The sequence below is a fragment of the Pseudomonas sp. Marseille-Q1929 genome (assembly GCF_017316265.1).
Classification (GTDB): Bacteria; Pseudomonadota; Gammaproteobacteria; order Pseudomonadales; family Pseudomonadaceae; genus Aquipseudomonas.
Map to the genome: position 1 here is coordinate 723,853 of NZ_JAFLWU010000001.1, position 18,082 is coordinate 741,934.

Sequence of the window (18,082 nt, forward strand, 5' to 3'; positions counted from 1 at the left end):
GGCGGCACTGCTGGTAGAGATATCGCCTGTGCTACCGTCTTCGCAGGCAAGCCAGCTCCCACATTTGATCGCATTCCAAATAGGCTGCGCGGTGTTCACTCAGTTTCCTCCTTGCGATGTGCCCACTGATACAACGCCGGCAGCACCAGCAAGGTCAGCAACGTCGACGAAATAATCCCGCCGATCACCACCGTTGCCAGCGGCCGCTGGACCTCGGCGCCGGTGCCGGTGGCGAGTGCCATGGGGATAAATCCGAGGGACGCCACCAGCGCCGTCATCAACACCGGGCGCAAGCGGGTCAGCGCGCCTTCGTGGATGGCCACCGATAACGAGCGCCCTTCTTCGCGCAGGTTGCGGATGAACGCAATCATCACCAGCCCGTTGAGTACCGCCACGCCGGACAGGGCGATAAATCCCACACCCGCCGAGATCGACAGCGGAATATCCCGCAGCCACAACGCCATGATCCCACCGGTCAACGCGAACGGAATCCCGGTAAACACCAGCAGCCCATCCTTGAGGTTGTTGAACATCATGAACAACAGCCCGAACACCAGCAGCAGCGCCACCGGCACCACGATGCGCAAGCGCTCGGAGGCTTCTTTCAGCTGCTCGAACTGGCCGCCCCAGGTGGTCCAGTAACCGGCGGGCACCTTCACCTTGGCGATCAGCGCAGTTTCAGCTTCGTCTACAAACGAGCCAATATCACGCCCACGTACGTTGGCACTGACGATCACCAAACGCTTGCCGTTCTCACGACTGATCTGGTTGGGGCCCAGTACCAGGTCCAGGCTGGCCACCTGGGACAACGCGATAAAACCCAACTGCCCCGCCGCGTTGCCTGGCACCGGGATCAATAGCCGCGACAACCCGTCGATATCGGTGCGCAGTGCGTCGGACAAACGCACAACCATGTCAAAACGCCGGTCACCTTCGTACAACGTACCAGCCTGGCGCCCACCGACCGCGACGGCGATGGTGTCCTGCACATCGCCTACATTCAGGCCAAAACGCGCCGCCTTGTCGCGGTCGATATTGATGGTCAGCACCGGCAGGCCGGAGGTCTGTTCCACTTTCACTTCCGAGGCGCCATCTAGGCCCTTGAGGGTTTCGGCAATTTCTCCGGCGGTCTTGTTGAGCACCGCCATGTCATCCCCGAACACCTTCACCGCCACATCACTGCGCACCCCGGAAATCAGCTCGTTGAAACGCAGTTGGATCGGTTGCGACAGTTCGTACGCACTGCCCGGCACAATCGCACTGGCCCGCTGGATATCGGCGATCAGGCTTTCCCGGGACTTGTTCGGGTCCGGCCATTGCTCCTTCGGTTTAAGCATCACGTAGCTGTCGGAAATATTCGGCGGCATCGGGTCGGAGGCAATCTCCGCAGTGCCGGTGCGGGCAAACACCCGCAGGATTTCCGGCACCTGGGCCATCAAGGTGGTCTCCAATTGCTGTTGCATCTGCACCGATTGGGTCAGGCTGGTGCCGGGCACCCGCAAGGCCTGTTGGGCGAAATCACCTTCGCTGAGGCTGGGGATAAATTCGCTGCCCATGCGGCCGGCGACCACGCCCGAGGCGATGATGGCCAACAGCGCCAGGCCAAACACCAGCGGCCGACGCGCCATGACTCCATCCAGCACCGGCGCATAGACACGGCGCGCGGTGCGCATCACCAGGTTTTCTTCTTCCTTGACCTTGCCGGTCACAAACAACGCAATCGCCGCCGGCACAAAGGTGACCGACAGAATCATCGCGCCCAACAAGGCGATCACCACCGTAAAGGCCATGGGATGGAACATCTTCCCGGCCACGCCGGTGAGGGCGAAGATCGGCAGGTACACCACCATGATGATCAGTTGCCCGAAGATCAGCGCGCGCCGCGCTTCCTTGGCGGCGGCAAACACCTCGTGCAGACGCTCGCTGCGGGTCAACAGGCGCCCATGGCGTTGCTGCGCGTGGGCCAGGCGGCGGATGGCGTTCTCGACGATCACCACGGCGCCATCGACGATGATGCCGAAGTCCAACGCGCCGAGGCTCATCAGGTTGGCGCTGACCTTGTTGGTAAACATGCCGGTAAAGGTGAACAGCATCGCCAGGGGAATCACCATCGCGGTGATCAACGCCGCGCGGATATTGCCGAGAAACAGGAACAGCACCGCCACCACCAGCAACGCGCCTTCGAAGAGGTTTTTCTTCACGGTGGCGATAGCTTTTTCGACGAGGTTGGTGCGGTCATACACGGTGATCGCGACCACACCTGCGGGCAGCGAACGGTTGATCTCTTCAAGTTTTTTCGCCACCGCCTGGGACACGCTGCGGCTGTTTTCGCCGATCAGCATGAACACCGTGCCCAGCACCACCTCACGGCCGTTTTCGGTGGCCGCGCCGGTACGCATCTCACGGCCGATGTCGACTTGGGCGACGTTGCGCACGCGGATCGGTGTGCCATCCGCCGTGGTGATGACGATATTGGCGATGTCGTCGATGGACGCCACCTGCCCCGGTGCACGGATCAGCAATTGTTCGCCGCTGCGCTCGATGTAACCGGCGCCGACGTTGGCGTTGTTGCGCTCCAGCGCGGTGACCAGGTCGTTCAAGGTCAGGTTGTAGGCCGCCAACCGCTTGGGGTCCGGGGCGATCTGGTATTCCTTGGCGAAGCCGCCGATGGTGTTGATCTCGGCCACGCCGGGCACGTTGCGCAGTTGCGGCTTGATGATCCAGTCCTGGATCACCCGCAGGTCGGTCGGCGTGTAGGGGGTGCCGTCGTCCTTGAGCGCGCCGTCCTCAGCTTCGACGGTCCATAGGAAAATTTCCCCAAGCCCGGTGGAAATCGGCCCCATCGCCGTTTCAATGCCGCTGGGCAATTGTTCCCGCGCCACTTGCAGGCGCTCGTTGACCAGTTGGCGGGCAAAGAACAGGTCGGTGCCGTCCTTGAAGATCACCGTCACTTGGGACAACCCCGAGCGCGACAACGAACGGGTCTGCTGCAAGCCCGGCAAACCAGCCATGGCGGTTTCGATGGGAAAGGTCACGCGCTGCTCGGTTTCCAGCGGCGAAAAACCCGCCGCCGCCGAGTTGATCTGCACCTGCACATTGGTGATGTCGGGCACCGCGTCGATCGGCAGTTTCTGATAGCTGGCGAGGCCGACACCGGCCATCAACAGCACCGCCAGCAGCACGATGATGCGCTGCTCGATGGCGAATTGGATAAGGCGCTCAAACATGGGGAATCACTCGCAGGATCAATGGGCGTGCTCGGCCGAGCCTTTGCCCAGTTCAGACTTGAGGATGAAGCTGCCAGCCGTCGCCACTTGCGCGCCGGCGTCCAGGCCTTTTCGCACTTCGACGTAGCCGTTTTCGCTCACACCCAGTTCCAGGTGGCGGGTGACAAAGCCGTGCTCGGTGCGCTGGAACACCGAGGGCTTGTCCTCGACGGTCTGGATCGCCTCCTGAGGCACGGTCACCTTGGCCTGGAAGGTCTCGGTGGCCAGTTGCACGCTGACAAACAAGCCAGGGCGCCAGGCATCATCGGGGTTGGGCACGCTGACGCGAACGGTGGCGGTGCGCGTCTGTTCGCCGAGCAGGTTGCCGACGTAAGCCACGGTGCCACTGACTTCGGTACCCATTTCGGTGGAACTGACTTTCACCGGTTTGCCGACGCGCACCTTGTTCAAGTCCTTGGGAAACACGCCAAAGGTGATCCACACCTGGGACAGGTCAGAGAGGGTAAAGGCGTTGCTGGTTTCGCTGACCACTTCGCCGACGCCCAGGTGCTTTTCCACCACCACACCGGCAAACGGCGCACGCAGTTCGTAGCGATTTCCACCCGCCAGCACGGCACTGCCGCTCAAGGCTTTCATCTTTTGCCGGGCGTTATTCAGGGCGATTTCGGCTTCTTGCAGGGTTTGCCGCGCCAGCAGGTAGTCCTGCTCGGCGGAGATTTTGTCTTGCCACAATTGGCGCTCGCGCTGGAAGGTGGTGCGGGCCAGCTCGACCCGGCGCTCGCTGGCGGCCAGCTCGCTGCGCTGGTCGGAGATCTGCTGGCTGGCGATCACCGCCAACAGCTCACCTTTTTTCACCGCCTGGCCGAGGTTGACCTGCACCGACTCCACCACGCCCGCCGCACGCGGGACGATGTGCGAGGTGCGGTCTTCGTCGAAACGCACCTCGGCCGGCAGCGTCAGCAGCGTGCTGAGGGAACGCGGTTGCGCTTGGGCCAGTTGAATCCCAGCGGCCTGAATCTGCTGCTCGCTGAGTTCAAGTTCGCCTTCTTCTTCATCGGCGCGGGCAAAACTCGAGAGCACCAGGCTCAAGGCGACGGCGAGCGCCACGCCATATCTGTTGTGCATAGAGGACTCCAGGAAAAATCAAAAGCGGGCGAGGTCGCCGTAAATCCGTTCGATGCGCACCCAGGCGTCGGTGGCTTGGGCGGTGGCAACGAGGTATTGGGTACGGGCGGCGATCAGGGTGCGCTGGGCGTCGAGCACGTCGAGGAAGTTGAACTTGCCCATCTCAAAACCACGGGTGGCGCTGTCCACTGCGCTTTGGGCAGCCGGCAGGATCTGTTGGTTGAAGGCGCGCACTTCGCTGTTCGCCGTTTGCCACAGGTCCAGGGCCTGGCGGGTTTCGGTGCGCAGGCGCAGTTCGGTGGCGTTGCGCAGGTCGCGGGCCTGGTCGGCGCGGCGGCTGGCGGCAAGCACGTTGCCCTGGTTGCGGTTGAACAGCGGGAGCGGCATCGACACGCCCACCAGGTTCACCCGCTCACGCGCGCCGGCGTCGTATTGGCTGCCGATGGACACGTCGAGGTCGGGAATGCGCTGGGCTTTTTCCAGGCCGACGCTGGCTTCGCTGTGCAGGATTTGCAGCTCTGCCAGGCGCAGTTCGGCGGTTTGTTCAAGACGCGCCAACAACTGAGCAGCGGGAAACTGAGGCAGGCTTTGCGTGGCGACAGTCTGAAAGGCGACAGTGGCGCTGCCGGTACTGGCGGCCAAGCGGCGATAGGCATCACTGAGTCCCATTTGTGCGCGGTTGAATTCCAGGCGGATTTCCGACAATTGCACCTGGGCGCGGGTGGCTTCCACGGGAGAGGTTTTGCCTGCCGTCACGCGACCGTTGGCAACCACCAGTCCGCGTTCGGCCAAGGCCAAAGAACGTTGAGCCAGGTCGAGGCGTTCCTGAGCGCGCAGGGCGCCGTAGTAGCTGTCGATCACATCCGCGCGCAAGGTGTTGCGGCGCTGTTCCAGCGTCAGCGCGGCGGCGTCCTGGGCGCGACTGGCCACATCAATGCGCGCGCCGCGTTTGCCGCCCAGTTCCAGGGTCTGGCTCAGTTTGATGCCTGTGGTGCGCGTGTCGCGGCGGGTGTCTTCGGCATCCACGGACAGCACCGGGTTGGGGATCAGCCCGGCTTGCTGGCGGCCGCCCTGGGCGATGTCGATTTCCCACTGCGCAGCGGCCAGCTCGGGGTTATTGGCGAAGGCCGCCTGCAGCGCTGAATCAAGCGTGAGGGATTGCGCCTGGGCAGCGCTGCTGGCCACCCACAACAGCGTCGCGCCCACAAGGTTTCTAACGGAAATTGGCATATCAAGAGTTCCACGCCCATGAAGTACAAGCGGGTGAAATGTAGCGTTCGCGACTTATCAGGGCCGTGGAGGAAAGATTACAAATCCGACAGCAATGGCTCTGGGCCGGGCGCTGAGGGCGAGCGCCGCTGATCGCACCAAAACGGCACATCAGCACTGGGCCAGCGCGGTATCAGGTATGCTTTTCGAGTAGGAAACAAAAAGAAACAATTTTCCCAACCTGTTCGATAAGGAGTCCCGTTTTGGAGTTATCGACTGCCGCGTGGATGGTTCACGACACTCGCCTCATGCTTTGCGTACTGCTGGCCATCGCCAGCATCATCGTGCTGATCAGCGCGACCAAGTTGCCGCCGTTTCTGTCGATCCTGATCGGCACCTTTATTGCCGGCGTCGGCGCCGGGCTGCCGCCGGAAGAAGTGGCCAAGGCGTTCAGCAAGGGCGCCGGGGCGATCCTCGGTGAGGCCGGGATCATCATTGCCCTGGGCTCGATGCTCGGCGCGCTGATGGCCGAATCCGGCGCGGCCGACCGTATCGCCACCACCCTGCTCGGGCTGGGCAAGGGCAAGTCGTTGCCGTGGGTGATGGCGCTGGTGGCAATGGTGATCGGCTTGCCGCTGTTCTTCGAAGTGGGCCTGGTGATGATGGTGCCAATCATCTTTGTGATGGCCAAACGTTCGAACCAGCCACTGTTGAAAATCGCCATTCCGGCACTGGCGGGCATGACCACCCTGCACGCCCTGATGCCGCCGCACCCGGGGCCGCTGATCGCGGTGGGTGCGCTGCACGCCGACCTGGGCCTGACCATGTTGCTGGGCTTTTGCCTGGCGGTGCCGGCGGTCATTCTGGCCGGGCCGATCTACGGCAACTGGCTGTCCAAACGCCTGCACATCGATGAACCGGCCGACATCGGCGCCCTGTTCAGCGCCCCGCCCAAGGCGCCGCGCCAGCCAAGCTTTGGGGTGTCATTGCTGATCATTTTGTTGCCGGTGATTCTGATGCTCGGCAGCACTTTGGCCAAAGTCGCCATGACGCCGGAAAACCCAGTGGCGCTGACATTGAAGTTTCTCGGCGAACCGCTGATCGCCCTCGGCCTGGCCGTGATCGCTGCCGTCATCTGCCTGGGCTGGGCCGCCGGCATGCCGCGCGCAGAAGTCGGCAACACCCTGCGCAAAGCCCTCGCCCCGATCGCCGTATTGCTGCTGACCATCGGCGCCGGCGGCGGCCTCAAGCAAACCCTATTGGATGCGGGCGTAAGCCAAACCATCAGCAAGGTTGCCGAAGGCGCCCACATGCCGTACCTACTGCTGGCCTGGTTGATCGCCGTGGCCTTGCGCCAGGCCACCGGCTCGGCGACGGTTGCCACCACCACGACGGCGGGCATCCTTGCGCCGATGATGGCGGGGTTGGCGGCGACACAAAGCTCACTGGTGGCGCTGGCGATTGGCGCGGGCTCGGTGTTCTTTTGCCATGTGAACGATGCTGGGTTCTGGATGGTGCGTGAGTATTTTGGGTTGCAGTTGAAGCAGACGATTTGGGTGTGGTCGGTGTTGCAGACGATTGTTTCAGTGGTCGGGCTGATCGGTACATTGTTGCTCTGGCACTTCTTGACCTGACGAAGTCGCATCGAGGGGAAGTCCGCTTCCCCTCATGTCGTCACGCGTGCAGGACGAAGCGCGCATCGAGCTTGCCGAGCAGCTCAAACGTGTTCATGTAGGGCACGCCAAACAGCGAACACACGTTAGGTATCGTGAATTTGCGTTTGATGTCGAGGTTATAGACTTCATGCGTGACAACAACAGCGCCCGTCGTCATCGCCTTGGCGATCAACCAGGGATCTGCGCCCTCAAGAAACTCCTCAAAGGCTCCCGCTTTCATCACAGACGCCTGCTCTGCAATCTTTGCGACGATATGCCCAAATGCAACCTGGGTAGGCTCATCGCTCGCCTCTTCGAAGAGCTGGGTGTTGCCTTTAACCCACTGGGTGAGATCGTCATTGCCCCTAGCCAATTCATCTCTAACCTGCACGATACTGGCAATCTCCAGCGCCTGATGCTGTTGAAGAATCCATGCCCAGTAGCCAGGGCAGATTGTCATCCCGTAATACCGGTTCTTGGCCTCAATCAGCGTATTCGAATCCAGTAGATGCTTCATGCCGATAGCTTCATCCCGTAGGCCTTCAATTTGGCAGGTTGTACACCCAGCAGCTTTCCGGCGTCTCGTAGCAAAATCCGGCCGCTTTGCGCTTCCGCCAGAACGGCTTTGCTCAACCGGGTGCTATTTCTAACAGCCGCCGTGCGGTAGTAGTCCCCTCCGCTACCGCCTTTATCTCGATACGCCTGCAGGATCCGACGGTAATAGGCGCCGTATTGATCACTGTTGATATAGCCAAGATCACGGGCACGACGAGCAATCACTAACGCACTGACGTGAAAGAGAGCGGCCAAGGACGCCAGGTTTTCTTCCCAGTACACATCCGAAACCCAGTTCGCGTGAAAGGCGAGTTCCGGCGCGAGGAATTCTCCCGCCACCGCATTGCAAAAAGCTTCTTCTTCCCGGGCGCTTTGACTGCTGCCATCGGATACACCCGTGCTACCGATCCAGATATGCGCCAGCTCGTGCATCAATGTAAAAAGCCGGGCCGCAGGTGCGTCTGCGCTGTTTATGAAAACCACGGGGGCCATGGCGTTGCTGATGGCAAAACCTCGAAACTCGCTGACATCAAGCTTGCGATGAGTATTTCCCAACGCTACGCCGCTGCGCATCACGAGAATACCGGCAGCCTCCGCAGCGCTCACCAACGCCCTCACATACTCTTCATACCCCATGCGAGCAAAAGCATCCGTTACACCGAGTACACGACGAATATCTGCAACAACGCCTTTGACGGGGGAGCGACTGTTGAAACTCCCTACGAAGGACAGCGGGGAACGCTCGTGGTCCTGCAAGTACTCCAAGTACCAGTCTTGCTTGCGGAGCACCTCCCTGACGGTATCCAGCAAGTTCAGGCTGGGCTTTTCGGCAAGAACACCGGCCACGGTGCGCAGGTCTGGAAGCGGAAGATGCTCTTGCGGGGGCGCCTTGAGGAAGAGAAAACCAAAAGGGATCTGTGCAATCACAGACCACTTTTGTGCCTGAGTGAACGTCGGAAGACTTTGACCGCCTTCCCACGCCTTGATCCGCTCCGTTTTGACGCTGAGACCTTTGGCCACCTGCGCTTCAGACAGCCCCGCCCGCTGGCGAGACCAGGACAGGATTGCAGGGTTGATGAAGGCGGGCTGGGTCATAGGGTAATACGTGCCAGTCAGAAGTGGGCCTGACTATAGGAGTGGCCGTAAATACCCGTCAATTGATGGCCCTAGGCGTCTTTTGTAACCGTATCCAACGGGTGGCGCTTGCCAAACAACGCCACACACCCTACCCCCACCGCCCCCATCACCACGCAATACCCCACGCAAATCCACGGGCTCGTCGGCATCAGCGCAATCAACAACAATGGCGTGGTACTCGCCCACAACGCGTAGGCAATATTGTAGGTAAAGGAAATCCCCGACACCCGCACCGGCGCCGGAAACAGCCCGACCATCACCGACGGCACCGCGCCCACCACACCACAGCTCAACCCTGCCACGGCGTACGCCGCGCCAAGCCAGAGGCCGCCGTTGATCAGGCTGGCATACAGCAGTGCAATCCCCACCGGCAGCAACAGGCTGTAGACCCGCACCGCGCGCCAGGCGCCGATACGGTCCACCAGCAGCCCGGCGAGGACGCAGCCGATGTTGAGGAAGACGATGCCCAAGGCGCTCAAGGCGAAGGTGTGGCTGGGGCTCATGCCGAAGGTTTTCTGCATCATGGTCGGGGTGATCACCACCAGCACTACGACGGCGGAGGTGAGCACGCAGGTGAGGATCATCGCCGGCAGCAGCACGGCGCGGTGGTCGCGCAGTACGGTGCGCAGTGGCAGTTCGGCGGCGGCTTGGCGGCGGGCCTGCATTTCGAGGAACACTGGGGTTTCGCTGAGCCAGCGGCGCAGCCACACGCCGATCACGCCAAACACGCCGCCGAGCAGGAAGGGGAAGCGCCAGGCGTAGTCGAGGATCTCGGCCGGCGTGAAGATTTGCGCCAGCAGCGTGGCGGTAAGCGCGCCCAGCAGGTAGCCGAAGGTCAGGCCGGCTTGCAGGAAACCCAACGCGTAACCCCGGTGATGAATCGGTGCGTGTTCGGCGACGAAGGTCCAGGCGCTGGGGACTTCGCCGCCGACGGCGGCGCCTTGCAGCACGCGTAGAAATAGCAGGATCAGCGGTGCGAAATAACCGATTTGCGCGTAGGTCGGCATGATGCCGATCAGCAGGCACGGCAGCGCCATCATCAGGATGCTCAGGCTGAATACACGCTTGCGTCCCAGGTGGTCGGCGAAGTGCGCCATCAGAATGCCGCCCAACGGTCGCGCCAGGTAACCGGTGACGAAGATGCCGAAGCTTTGCAGCAGGCGCAGCCACTCGGGCATTTCCGGGGGGAAAAACAGTTGGCTCAAGGTCAGCGCAAAAAACACGAAGATGATGAAATCGTAGATTTCCAAGGCCCCGCCCAGGGCGGCCAGGCCCAGGGTTTTGTAGTCGGAGCGGGAAAAGCGCTGCGCCTGAGGGGCAAGGGTGGCAGTCATGTAAAGGCTCGGCAGACAAACAAAATGGCGTGCAGGTTATGAGCTGGGCCGGATGATGGCAATCGCCGCAGATATATTTGTTTTCCTCATGGATCGATGAAGATAACTGCATTCCCATATCAATGGCCGTAGCGGAACATGCCGGAAAATTGCCTGCCCCATAATAAATACAAGAGGAATGACTCGTGGCCGATGCTATCGAAGAAAGCCGCTATGCCCGCTTTGCCCTGCGCTGCTCCAACTTCGCCGAACGCTGGTTCCCGGATTCGTGGGTGTTTGCCGCCCTCGCCGTGATCATTGTCGCGGTGGCGACCCTGGGCATGGGCGCCGCGCCGACCGAAGCCGCCAAGGCCTTTGGCGATGGCTTCTGGAGCCTGATCCCGTTCACCATGCAAATGGCTTTTGTGGTGATCGGTGGGTATGTGGTGGCCAGTTCGCCGCCGGCGGTGAAGCTGATTGACCGGCTGGCGCGAATCCCGAAGAACGGCCGTTCGGCCGTGGCCTGGGTGGCGTTGATCTCCATGGTTGCGTCCCTGCTCAACTGGGGCTTGTCCCTGGTGTTCGGCGGCTTGCTCGTGCGGGCGCTGGCCCGTCGTACGGATTTGCGCATGGACTACCGCGCGGCCGGCGCCGCTGCTTACTTGGGCCTGGGGGCCGTGTGGGCGCTGGGGCTGTCGTCATCTGCGGCGCAGTTGCAAGCCAACCCGGCGAGTTTGCCGCCGTCGATCCTGTCGATTACCGGGGTGATCCCATTCACCGACACGATCTTCCTGTGGCAATCCGGCGTGCTGTTGCTGGCGCTGATCGTGGTGTCGCTGATCATCGCCTACGCCACCGCGCCCGGCCCGAACAGCGCCCGTGATGCCAAGGCCTGCGGCGTCGACCCGGCATTCAACCTGCCCAAGCTGCAAGCGCCGACGCGCCCTGGCGAATGGCTGGAACACAGCCCGTTGCTGACCATCCTGCTGGCACTGCTGGCGGCGGGTTGGCTGTTCCATGAGTTCTCGACCAAGCCGGCGATCAGCGCGATCTCGGGGCTGAACACCTATAACTTCCTGTTCATCATGGTCGGTGCGCTGCTGCACTGGCGCCCGCGCAGCTTCCTCGATGCGGTGGCGCGGGCGGTGCCAACCACCACCGGCGTGCTGATCCAGTTCCCGCTGTACGGCTCGATTGCCGCGCTGATGACCGTGGTCAAGGGCGGCGATGGCCAGACCCTGGCGCACCATATCTCGACGTTCTTTACGTCGATCGCCTCCCATGACACCTATGCGCTGCTGATGGGCGTTTATTCGGCGGTGCTGGGCTTCTTTATTCCGTCGGGCGGTGGCAAGTGGATCATCGAAGCGCCGTATGTGATGCAGGTGGCCAATGACCTGCAATATCACCGGGGCTGGGCGGTGCAGATCTACAACGCGGCTGAGGCGCTGCCGAACCTGATCAACCCGTTCTATATGCTGCCGCTATTGGGCGTGCTGGGGCTGAAGGCGCGGGATCTGATCGGGTTTTCGTTCGTGCAGTTGCTGGTGCATACGCCGCTGGTGTTGTTTTTGCTGTGGGCGTTGGGGACGACGTTGAAGTATTTGCCGCCGGTGATGCCTTAAAAGCAGCTGCAAGCTTCAAGTTGTAAGCCTCAAGCTTGTTGCTTGAAGCTTGCAACTTACCGCTGTCTTAATTCCGTCACATTGCATTGCTACCGTCCTGCGAAATATCTTGCAACATCTCGCCAGGGACTCCCGCAATGACCGATGAGCACGAAGACTGCCCTTCCTCCGATTCCGCAGATCAAGCGCCGGTAGACAGCAGTCGCCGGCGTTTCCTGGGAGGCGCGGCGGTGCTGGGGGTCGGGGCGACCTTGAGTGCCTGCGGTAACGCCAACAAAGCACCAGGCAAACCGGTGACTCGCCCACTCACCGGCCAGGAGCTGGACAAGGCCCTGCACGACCAGGTGAAGACCGTGGTAGTGATCTATGCCGAGAACCGCAGCTTCAACAACCTGTTTGCGGACTTCCCCGGCGTGGAGAAACCACTGTCAGCGCTCAACCCCACCGACGCCCAGCAACGCGACCGCGACGGCAGCCTGCTGACCACCCTGCCCCCGGCCTGGGGCGGTGTGTTGCAAGTCGGCCCGCAAAGCGTGGACGGGGTGACGTATCCCAGCGAAGTGCAATTCCAGCAAAACCTGGCCAACGCGCCGTTCGCCCTCAAGGGCCCGAACGCCGAAGACCTACCGTTGAGCCTGGTCACCCGCGACCTGTGGCACGTGTTCTACCAGAATCAGATGCAGATCAACGGCGGCAAGAACGACAACTTTGTCGCGTGGGGCGATTCCGGCGGCTTGGTGATGGGTTATTACGCCCAGAGCCGTTATTCCCTGCGCCTGTGGGATGTGGCCAAGGAGTTTGTGCTCTGCGATAACTTCTTCCAGGGCGCCTTTGGTGGCTCGTTCCTCAACCACCAGTACCTGATCAGCGCCACCGCGCCGTTTTATCCGAATGCCGCGCAGTCCGTGGCCAAGGCGCAGATTGCCACGCTGCAAAGCGACGACCCGACCGACACGCGCCTGAAACCCTTGGACAAATCCCCGGCCAGCGCCATGACCGGCGCGCCGCAGTTCGGCCCCAGCGCGCTGACCCCGGACGGTTACGGTGTGAACACCCTGGCCCCGCCCTACTGGCCGACCTGGATTCGCGACCCGGAAAACCCGGATTATTCCAAACCCGACCTGCCCAACGTGCTGGTGCCACAAACCCACGAGCATATCGGCGACAAGCTGTCGAAAAAGAGCGTCGACTGGGCCTGGTACGCCGGCGCCTGGCAAGCGACGCTGGACCAGTTCAAGGACTCGGGCGGTATCCCGAAGATTCCGAACTTCCAGTATCACCATCAGCCGTTCAACTATTTCAAAAAACAGGGGCCGCAGAACCGTGCCGAGCGGGACAAGCGCCTGCGCGATGGCGGCTTGGGCGATGAGTCGAGCACCAATAAGTTCTTCGCCGATGCCCAGGCTGGCAAGTTGCCTGCGGTGACCTTCTACAAACCCCAGGGCAACCTGAACATGCACGCCGGTTACGCCGACGTGGCCTCGGGCGACCGCCATATCGCCCGCGCCCTGAAGGTGCTGCAAGAAAGCCCGCAGTGGAAAAACATGGTGGTGGTGGTCACCGTGGATGAAAACGGCGGCTGGTGGGACCACGTTGCGCCGCCCAAGGGCGACCGCTGGGGCCCTGGCACGCGGATTCCGGCGCTGGTGGTGTCGCCGTTTGCGCGCAAGGGCACAGTGGACCATACGGTGTACGACACGGCGTCGATCCTGCGCTTGATCACCCGGGTGTTCCAACTGGAAACCCTCGACGGCCTCAAGCAGCGCGATGACGCGATGATCGCCCGTGGCCAGAAGCCCATGGGTGACCTGAGCAATGCCTTGAGGTTCGAGGTGTAGGTTTTCTTATCCAATAGCGACACGCCCGGCGATTTCGCACGCGTGATGCCTGGTCAGCCGCTACTGTGTGGAGGTGGGTTTTCGCTGACTAGGAATCAACTATGTATAAACCGACCAGGTTGTCCTTCACCCTGGCCGCACTGATGGCCAGTGCGGTCGTGCAGGCTGATGTCGAAGTACCACTGGGCAGCACGCAACGTGTCACCCAGTTGTTCGCCTTCCCCAATAACTGCAACGTGATCTGCTTTCGGCCCTGGTCGCTGGAGCAGACGGCCGAGCATTATCTGACCCAGAGCCTGCAACGGGATGGCTACAGCCGCGCCAAAGTCAGCGTGAAGACCCACGACGGCCAGGTTGCCGCGACCTTCAGCGGCGTGCCCGACAGTTATGGGCAACCCCTGACGGCCTTGCTCGCCACCGCCGACCTGGCTTACCAAGGCGCCAGCCAGCTCAACCGTGACGGCAAGTGGGCCTACAACTGGTACTTGTTCCTGCCACTGGGGATGGCCCTGGAAAACCGCAAGAGCATTGAGCTGCTGCACTTTCCGCCGGACTACTCGTTGACGCAGGCCCAGGATTACCTGGAATCGAAAACCACCGACCGCTGGGCGGTGCTGCTCACCGACAACGGTATCCCGACCACTGAAACCCCGGCCTACCAGACCATCATCGATATCGCGCCCATCGCCGCGCCAGCCAGCGCGGGCGCAGACCTGCAAAATGTCTACGGCTACTTCACCGACTATCAAACCCGCATGGTCGCGGAGCTGAGCCTTCCCCCCAAAGGCGTGTTGCCGATGGTGGCGTTCGGCGCGCCGGTGCGCAATTGGGTTAAGCAGCAGTACGGGCAAACCGTAGGCGTGCTGGGCCTGGCGCAAATCAGCCCGGTAGCCGGCAAGAGTGTTTCAGTACTGGGCGCCAACCACCCGAGTTACATCTGGTATGCGGCCGACCCGGCGACCTATGACGGCAATGAACAGAAGGCCGACGAGGTTGGATTGAAGGTCATGGGCCAGGATTTGAGCGCCGCCTGCTGGCAGGCCGGGATGGGGCAGAAGCCGGCGAGCGACCCGAATGTGCTGCTCAAGGCGTGCATGAACACCTGGCAGGTCACGCGCAAGGAACAGACGTGTGAATTGTTCTACACCTCGGTGCGCGAATTTTCCGCGGAAAAAGCCAACGCCCTGTGCGCCACGCCGGCGATCAAGGCTCAACTCAAGCAGCTCAAGATCCCCGCCCTGGCGCCTTCCGCCAGCGCTCCAGCACTGTAGTCCGCACAAAAAAAAACCGATTTCTACTGTCAGAGTTGACAGTAGAAATCGGCTCCAACTTCAGTGAGTCTTGAGCCGCGCCCATCCGCTGCAAGACTGGTAGTCAGCCACCACCCACAGGTCCATGCAGCCAAACCAAGGAGAGTTATGAAGACTCAGGCCATGGATAAGGCTAAAACGGCTGTGAGTGCCTGCCTTTACCCGTTCAAACCCAAGCTTGGCGAGGGCTACCCCTCGTCACAACACTTCGAAGTGGTACGCACCGCGCAGGGTACGGGAGCCTCGATCAGAACGCGGGTCGCCTTTGACAGCCGCGTGTGCATCGCCAATATCTCCGGCTACGCCTTGAGCGAGCGGCGTCAGCACACCCTGCAACTGTCGTCACGTATCCATCTGTACGACTGTTGGTTCTGCGGGCTGTTCTTGCATTCGTGCAAACCGAACGTGTTTCTCGACCTGTATTACCTGGAAGTCTGGACCCTGCACGAAATCCTGGCCGGCACCCAACTGACCATTGACTACGCCAGCACCGAAGAAGTGATTTACAAGCAATTTGCCTGTACCTGCCATGAAATCAACTGTCGAGGCTGGATTACCGGGCGCAACGAGCCGCTGAACGCCGAAGGCCAGGCCTTCATGGCCAAATGGCGCGACCGCAAACAGCCTTAGGCTTCACCCAGCGGGCGCAGGCGATATTGCGGCGGCAACTGCTCAAAGCCACTGATGGTGGTGTTCAAGCTCTTCCAGCGGCCATCCTTGATGCCGTAGATGCAGCCATGGATCGACAGGCTCTGCCCACGGTGCCAGGCGTTTTGCACAATGCTGGTGTGGCCGACGTTCGCCACCTGCTGAATCACGTTCAACTCGCACATACGGTCAACGCGCTCTTCTTCGGTCGGCAACTGCGCCAGCACGTCACGGTTTTCGTAGTAGAGGTCACGGATGGTACGCAGCCAGCCGTCGATCAGGCCGAACTGGCGGTCCTGCATCGAGGCGCGCACACCGCCGCAGCCATAGTGGCCGGTGACGAGGATGTGTTTGACCTTGAGCACGTCCACCGCGTACTGGATCACCGACAGGCAATTCAGGTCGGTGTGCAGCACCACGTTGGCCACGTTGCGGTGGACGAACAGATCACCCGGCAGCATGCCGACGATCTCGTTGGCCGGTACGCGGGCGTCGGAACAGCCGATCCACAGGTATTCCGGGGTTTGCTGGCGGGCCAGCTTGGCGAAGAATTCGGGATCTTCCTGTTTGATCGCATCCGCCCAGCGTTCGTTGTTATCAAGCAGGTCTTGTAGTTCGTTCATCAGGAAAGCCTCAGGAATGATGCGCAGTTTTGTGACTGACAACCGCCGGTCCGGGTCACGCCTGGCGCAAATAAGCTTGAATCTTTGGGGCGTTGTGCCTGTCCACACACTATAAGCCCCACAGTATGAGGAATGGCCATGACTGAATCACGACGCCCCTACGGCGCTGCGCAACCTGAGCCCATTGATGACAACGAAGACCGCATGGGCTCCATGCGCGAGCTGGATTTTGACAAGGAGACCCCGACGACGCAGCGCGGTGATGAATTGACCCCAGAAGCGCTGACCCCTGAGAGCGGGGCGCGGGATGCGCTGGAGGAAGGGGATGATGACGCGGCGGATTATGACCTCAGCATTGTCGATGAAGATGAGATTGGCGGCGGGAATGGGTTAGATGAGGCTGAATTGGCCGATATTGACCCGGTAGACGGAAACCGCTGACACACTTCACAACTCATTGTGAAACTGGCCCCTGTGGGAGCTGGCTTGCCTGCGATGCAGGCGACTCGGTTTTTCTGTTACACCGAGTTGATGCTATCGCAGGCAAGCCAGCTCCCACAGGATGCGTGTGTATTCAGTCGACCAGCGTACAGGCCATGACGACTGCGTCTTCGCGACCGCCCACTGCGGGGTAATAGTCACGGCGACGGCCAATCTCGTTGAAACCGTAGCGCTCATACAGGCGAAATGCGCCAGTATTGCTGTCGCGCACTTCCAAAAAGCATTCCCGCGCACTGGCCGCATACGCGCGGGACATCAGGTGTTCCAACAACGCCAACCCGAGGCCACGGCCCTGGTTTTCCGGCTTGACGGTAATGTTCAGCAAATGCGCTTCATCGAGGATGATCTGCACCACGCCATGCCCCACCTGCTGCTCGCCTTCAAACATCAGCCAGATCTGGTACTTGCCCAGCCCGTCGAGAAAAATCCCCCGGGTCCAGGGGTGGCTGAACGCCGCGTATTCGATTTTCAGCACGGCGTCGAGGTCGGCCTCGGTCATCGGGCGGAAGGTTAAAGCCTCACTCATCGGTTGTTTTCCAGCGCGCCATCAGCCGGCGCATGGCTTGCCAGACATCAGCCTTACGCTGTGGCTCTTCCATTAATAATTCCAGGCCCGGCAGGGCCCATACCGAGCCCAGGCCTTCGACCTGCAGCTCGCGGTACCAGGCTTCGGCATTGGCTTCGCCGGCAAAACGCACGGCGGGCAGGCCGATCAGCCACAGGCATACGCAGGGTTCGTCTTCCAGGCGCGCAGACACAAAACCTTGCACAAAATCCCGCGCGGCGTCCGGGCCCTGGTCCATGTTGCCGCGCACCAGCAACGGCCAGCGTACGGGGTCGCCGACGATCTGCGGGCTGTCGGGCAGGCCGGCGGCGCGCAGCATGTCCTTGAGCAACATATAAGCCGGGTCGCGAGTCTGGAAACGTTCGCCGGTGGGCAACTCCACCAGCAGCAGGCAACGCCCGGCCCGCAGCAATTGCAAAGCAAAACGCGGTGGCGGCACCACCGGCGCCTTGGCCACCGGGGCAGCGGCTTCGGCCACCTTGGCCGCCTTGGTCACCGGCGACGGGCGCGGCACTTCGACCTTGGCCCGCTCTACAACAGGGCGTACTGGCGCTTCAGGCTTGATCACGGCTACCGGCGCAGCAGCTTCCTCGCCCGACGACTCGAACGCCTCATAGGGCTCAAGCGCCTGCAACAGCTCGGGCCGCGAGGGCGCGGCAAACGGCAGTTCGGTGCGGGGCAGCCAGCTGACCACCTGCATGGCGGTCAAGTAAGCGCGACGTCGGGACTCGATAAGCACAGCTCGGCCACT

Annotated in this window: 15 protein-coding genes; 6 read left to right on the forward strand and 9 right to left on the reverse strand. The window is 61.5% G+C overall.

Annotated features, from left to right (window positions below; all coding sequences use genetic code 11):
• Nucleotides 1–95: 95 nt before the first annotated feature.
• From J1G37_RS03385 to J1G37_RS03395, 3 genes are read right to left on the reverse strand one after another with little or no spacing between them, the layout of a single operon-like run.
• Complete coding sequence (locus tag J1G37_RS03385; RefSeq protein ID WP_207040182.1) at nucleotides 96–3,227, reverse strand: CusA/CzcA family heavy metal efflux RND transporter; 3,132 nt, start codon at nucleotides 3,225–3,227, stop codon at nucleotides 96–98.
• Nucleotides 3,228–3,245: 18 nt separating this feature from the next.
• Entirely contained in the window at nucleotides 3,246–4,352 is a 1,107-nt protein-coding gene (locus J1G37_RS03390) for an efflux RND transporter periplasmic adaptor subunit (protein ID WP_207040183.1), read from the reverse strand.
• Between the two features lie 18 nt (nucleotides 4,353–4,370).
• Complete coding sequence (locus J1G37_RS03395; RefSeq protein WP_207040184.1) at nucleotides 4,371–5,582, reverse strand: TolC family protein; 1,212 nt, start codon at nucleotides 5,580–5,582, stop codon at nucleotides 4,371–4,373.
• A 242-nt stretch (nucleotides 5,583–5,824) separates the two neighbouring features.
• Between J1G37_RS03395 and J1G37_RS03400 the strand changes: the two genes are divergently transcribed.
• On the forward strand, nucleotides 5,825–7,195 hold the full coding sequence (locus tag J1G37_RS03400) for a gluconate:H+ symporter (protein ID WP_207040185.1): 1,371 nt from the start codon (nucleotides 5,825–5,827) through the stop codon (nucleotides 7,193–7,195).
• Between the two features lie 40 nt (nucleotides 7,196–7,235).
• On the opposite strand, the gene J1G37_RS03405 is transcribed toward J1G37_RS03400, so the two are convergent.
• The 3 genes from J1G37_RS03405 to J1G37_RS03415 form a co-directional block, all read right to left on the reverse strand.
• Entirely contained in the window at nucleotides 7,236–7,733 is a 498-nt protein-coding gene (locus tag J1G37_RS03405; RefSeq protein ID WP_207040186.1) for a DUF4411 family protein, read from the reverse strand.
• A complete protein-coding gene (locus J1G37_RS03410) occupies nucleotides 7,730–8,866 on the reverse strand; it encodes an XRE family transcriptional regulator (RefSeq protein ID WP_207040187.1) in 1,137 nt (378 codons plus the stop codon). The genes J1G37_RS03405 and J1G37_RS03410 overlap by 4 nt, the downstream gene beginning before the upstream one ends.
• A 71-nt stretch (nucleotides 8,867–8,937) precedes the next feature.
• Entirely contained in the window at nucleotides 8,938–10,242 is a 1,305-nt protein-coding gene (locus J1G37_RS03415; RefSeq protein ID WP_207040188.1) for an MFS transporter, read from the reverse strand.
• Nucleotides 10,243–10,427: 185 nt separating this feature from the next.
• Between J1G37_RS03415 and J1G37_RS03420 the strand changes: the two genes are divergently transcribed.
• From J1G37_RS03420 to J1G37_RS03435, 4 genes are all read left to right on the forward strand, one after another.
• The gene (locus tag J1G37_RS03420) at nucleotides 10,428–11,846 is read left to right on the forward strand and encodes a TIGR00366 family protein (protein ID WP_017737125.1); all 1,419 of its coding nucleotides are present in this window, start codon (nucleotides 10,428–10,430) and stop codon (nucleotides 11,844–11,846) included.
• 137 nt (nucleotides 11,847–11,983) lie between these two features.
• Nucleotides 11,984–13,684 (forward strand): acid phosphatase, encoded by a 1,701-nt coding sequence (gene acpA / locus J1G37_RS03425; protein WP_207040189.1) that lies wholly within the window; start codon nucleotides 11,984–11,986, stop codon nucleotides 13,682–13,684.
• A 101-nt stretch (nucleotides 13,685–13,785) separates the two neighbouring features.
• A complete protein-coding gene (locus J1G37_RS03430) occupies nucleotides 13,786–14,955 on the forward strand; it encodes a hypothetical protein (protein WP_207040190.1) in 1,170 nt (389 codons plus the stop codon).
• A gap of 147 nt (nucleotides 14,956–15,102) precedes the next feature.
• Nucleotides 15,103–15,624: an SET domain-containing protein-lysine N-methyltransferase gene (locus tag J1G37_RS03435; protein WP_207040191.1), complete on the forward strand. Its 522-nt coding sequence runs from the start codon at nucleotides 15,103–15,105 to the stop codon at nucleotides 15,622–15,624.
• Here the strand turns inward: J1G37_RS03435 and can are convergent.
• Nucleotides 15,621–16,265: a carbonate dehydratase gene (gene can, locus J1G37_RS03440; RefSeq protein ID WP_003188288.1), complete on the reverse strand. Its 645-nt coding sequence runs from the start codon at nucleotides 16,263–16,265 to the stop codon at nucleotides 15,621–15,623. The genes J1G37_RS03435 and can overlap by 4 nt on opposite strands.
• Nucleotides 16,266–16,403: 138 nt before the next feature.
• Between can and J1G37_RS03445 the strand changes: the two genes are divergently transcribed.
• The gene (locus tag J1G37_RS03445; protein WP_207040192.1) at nucleotides 16,404–16,706 is read left to right on the forward strand and encodes a serine kinase/phosphatase; all 303 of its coding nucleotides are present in this window, start codon (nucleotides 16,404–16,406) and stop codon (nucleotides 16,704–16,706) included.
• Nucleotides 16,707–16,839: 133 nt separating this feature from the next.
• On the opposite strand, the gene rimI is transcribed toward J1G37_RS03445, so the two are convergent.
• Entirely contained in the window at nucleotides 16,840–17,292 is a 453-nt protein-coding gene (gene rimI / locus J1G37_RS03450) for a ribosomal protein S18-alanine N-acetyltransferase (RefSeq protein WP_017737118.1), read from the reverse strand.
• Nucleotides 17,285–18,031, reverse strand: coding sequence for an energy transducer TonB (locus J1G37_RS03455; RefSeq protein WP_207040215.1), 747 nt, complete (start codon nucleotides 18,029–18,031; stop codon nucleotides 17,285–17,287). Before J1G37_RS03455 ends, rimI begins: the two co-directional genes overlap by 8 nt.
• Nucleotides 18,032–18,082 lie beyond the last annotated feature (51 nt).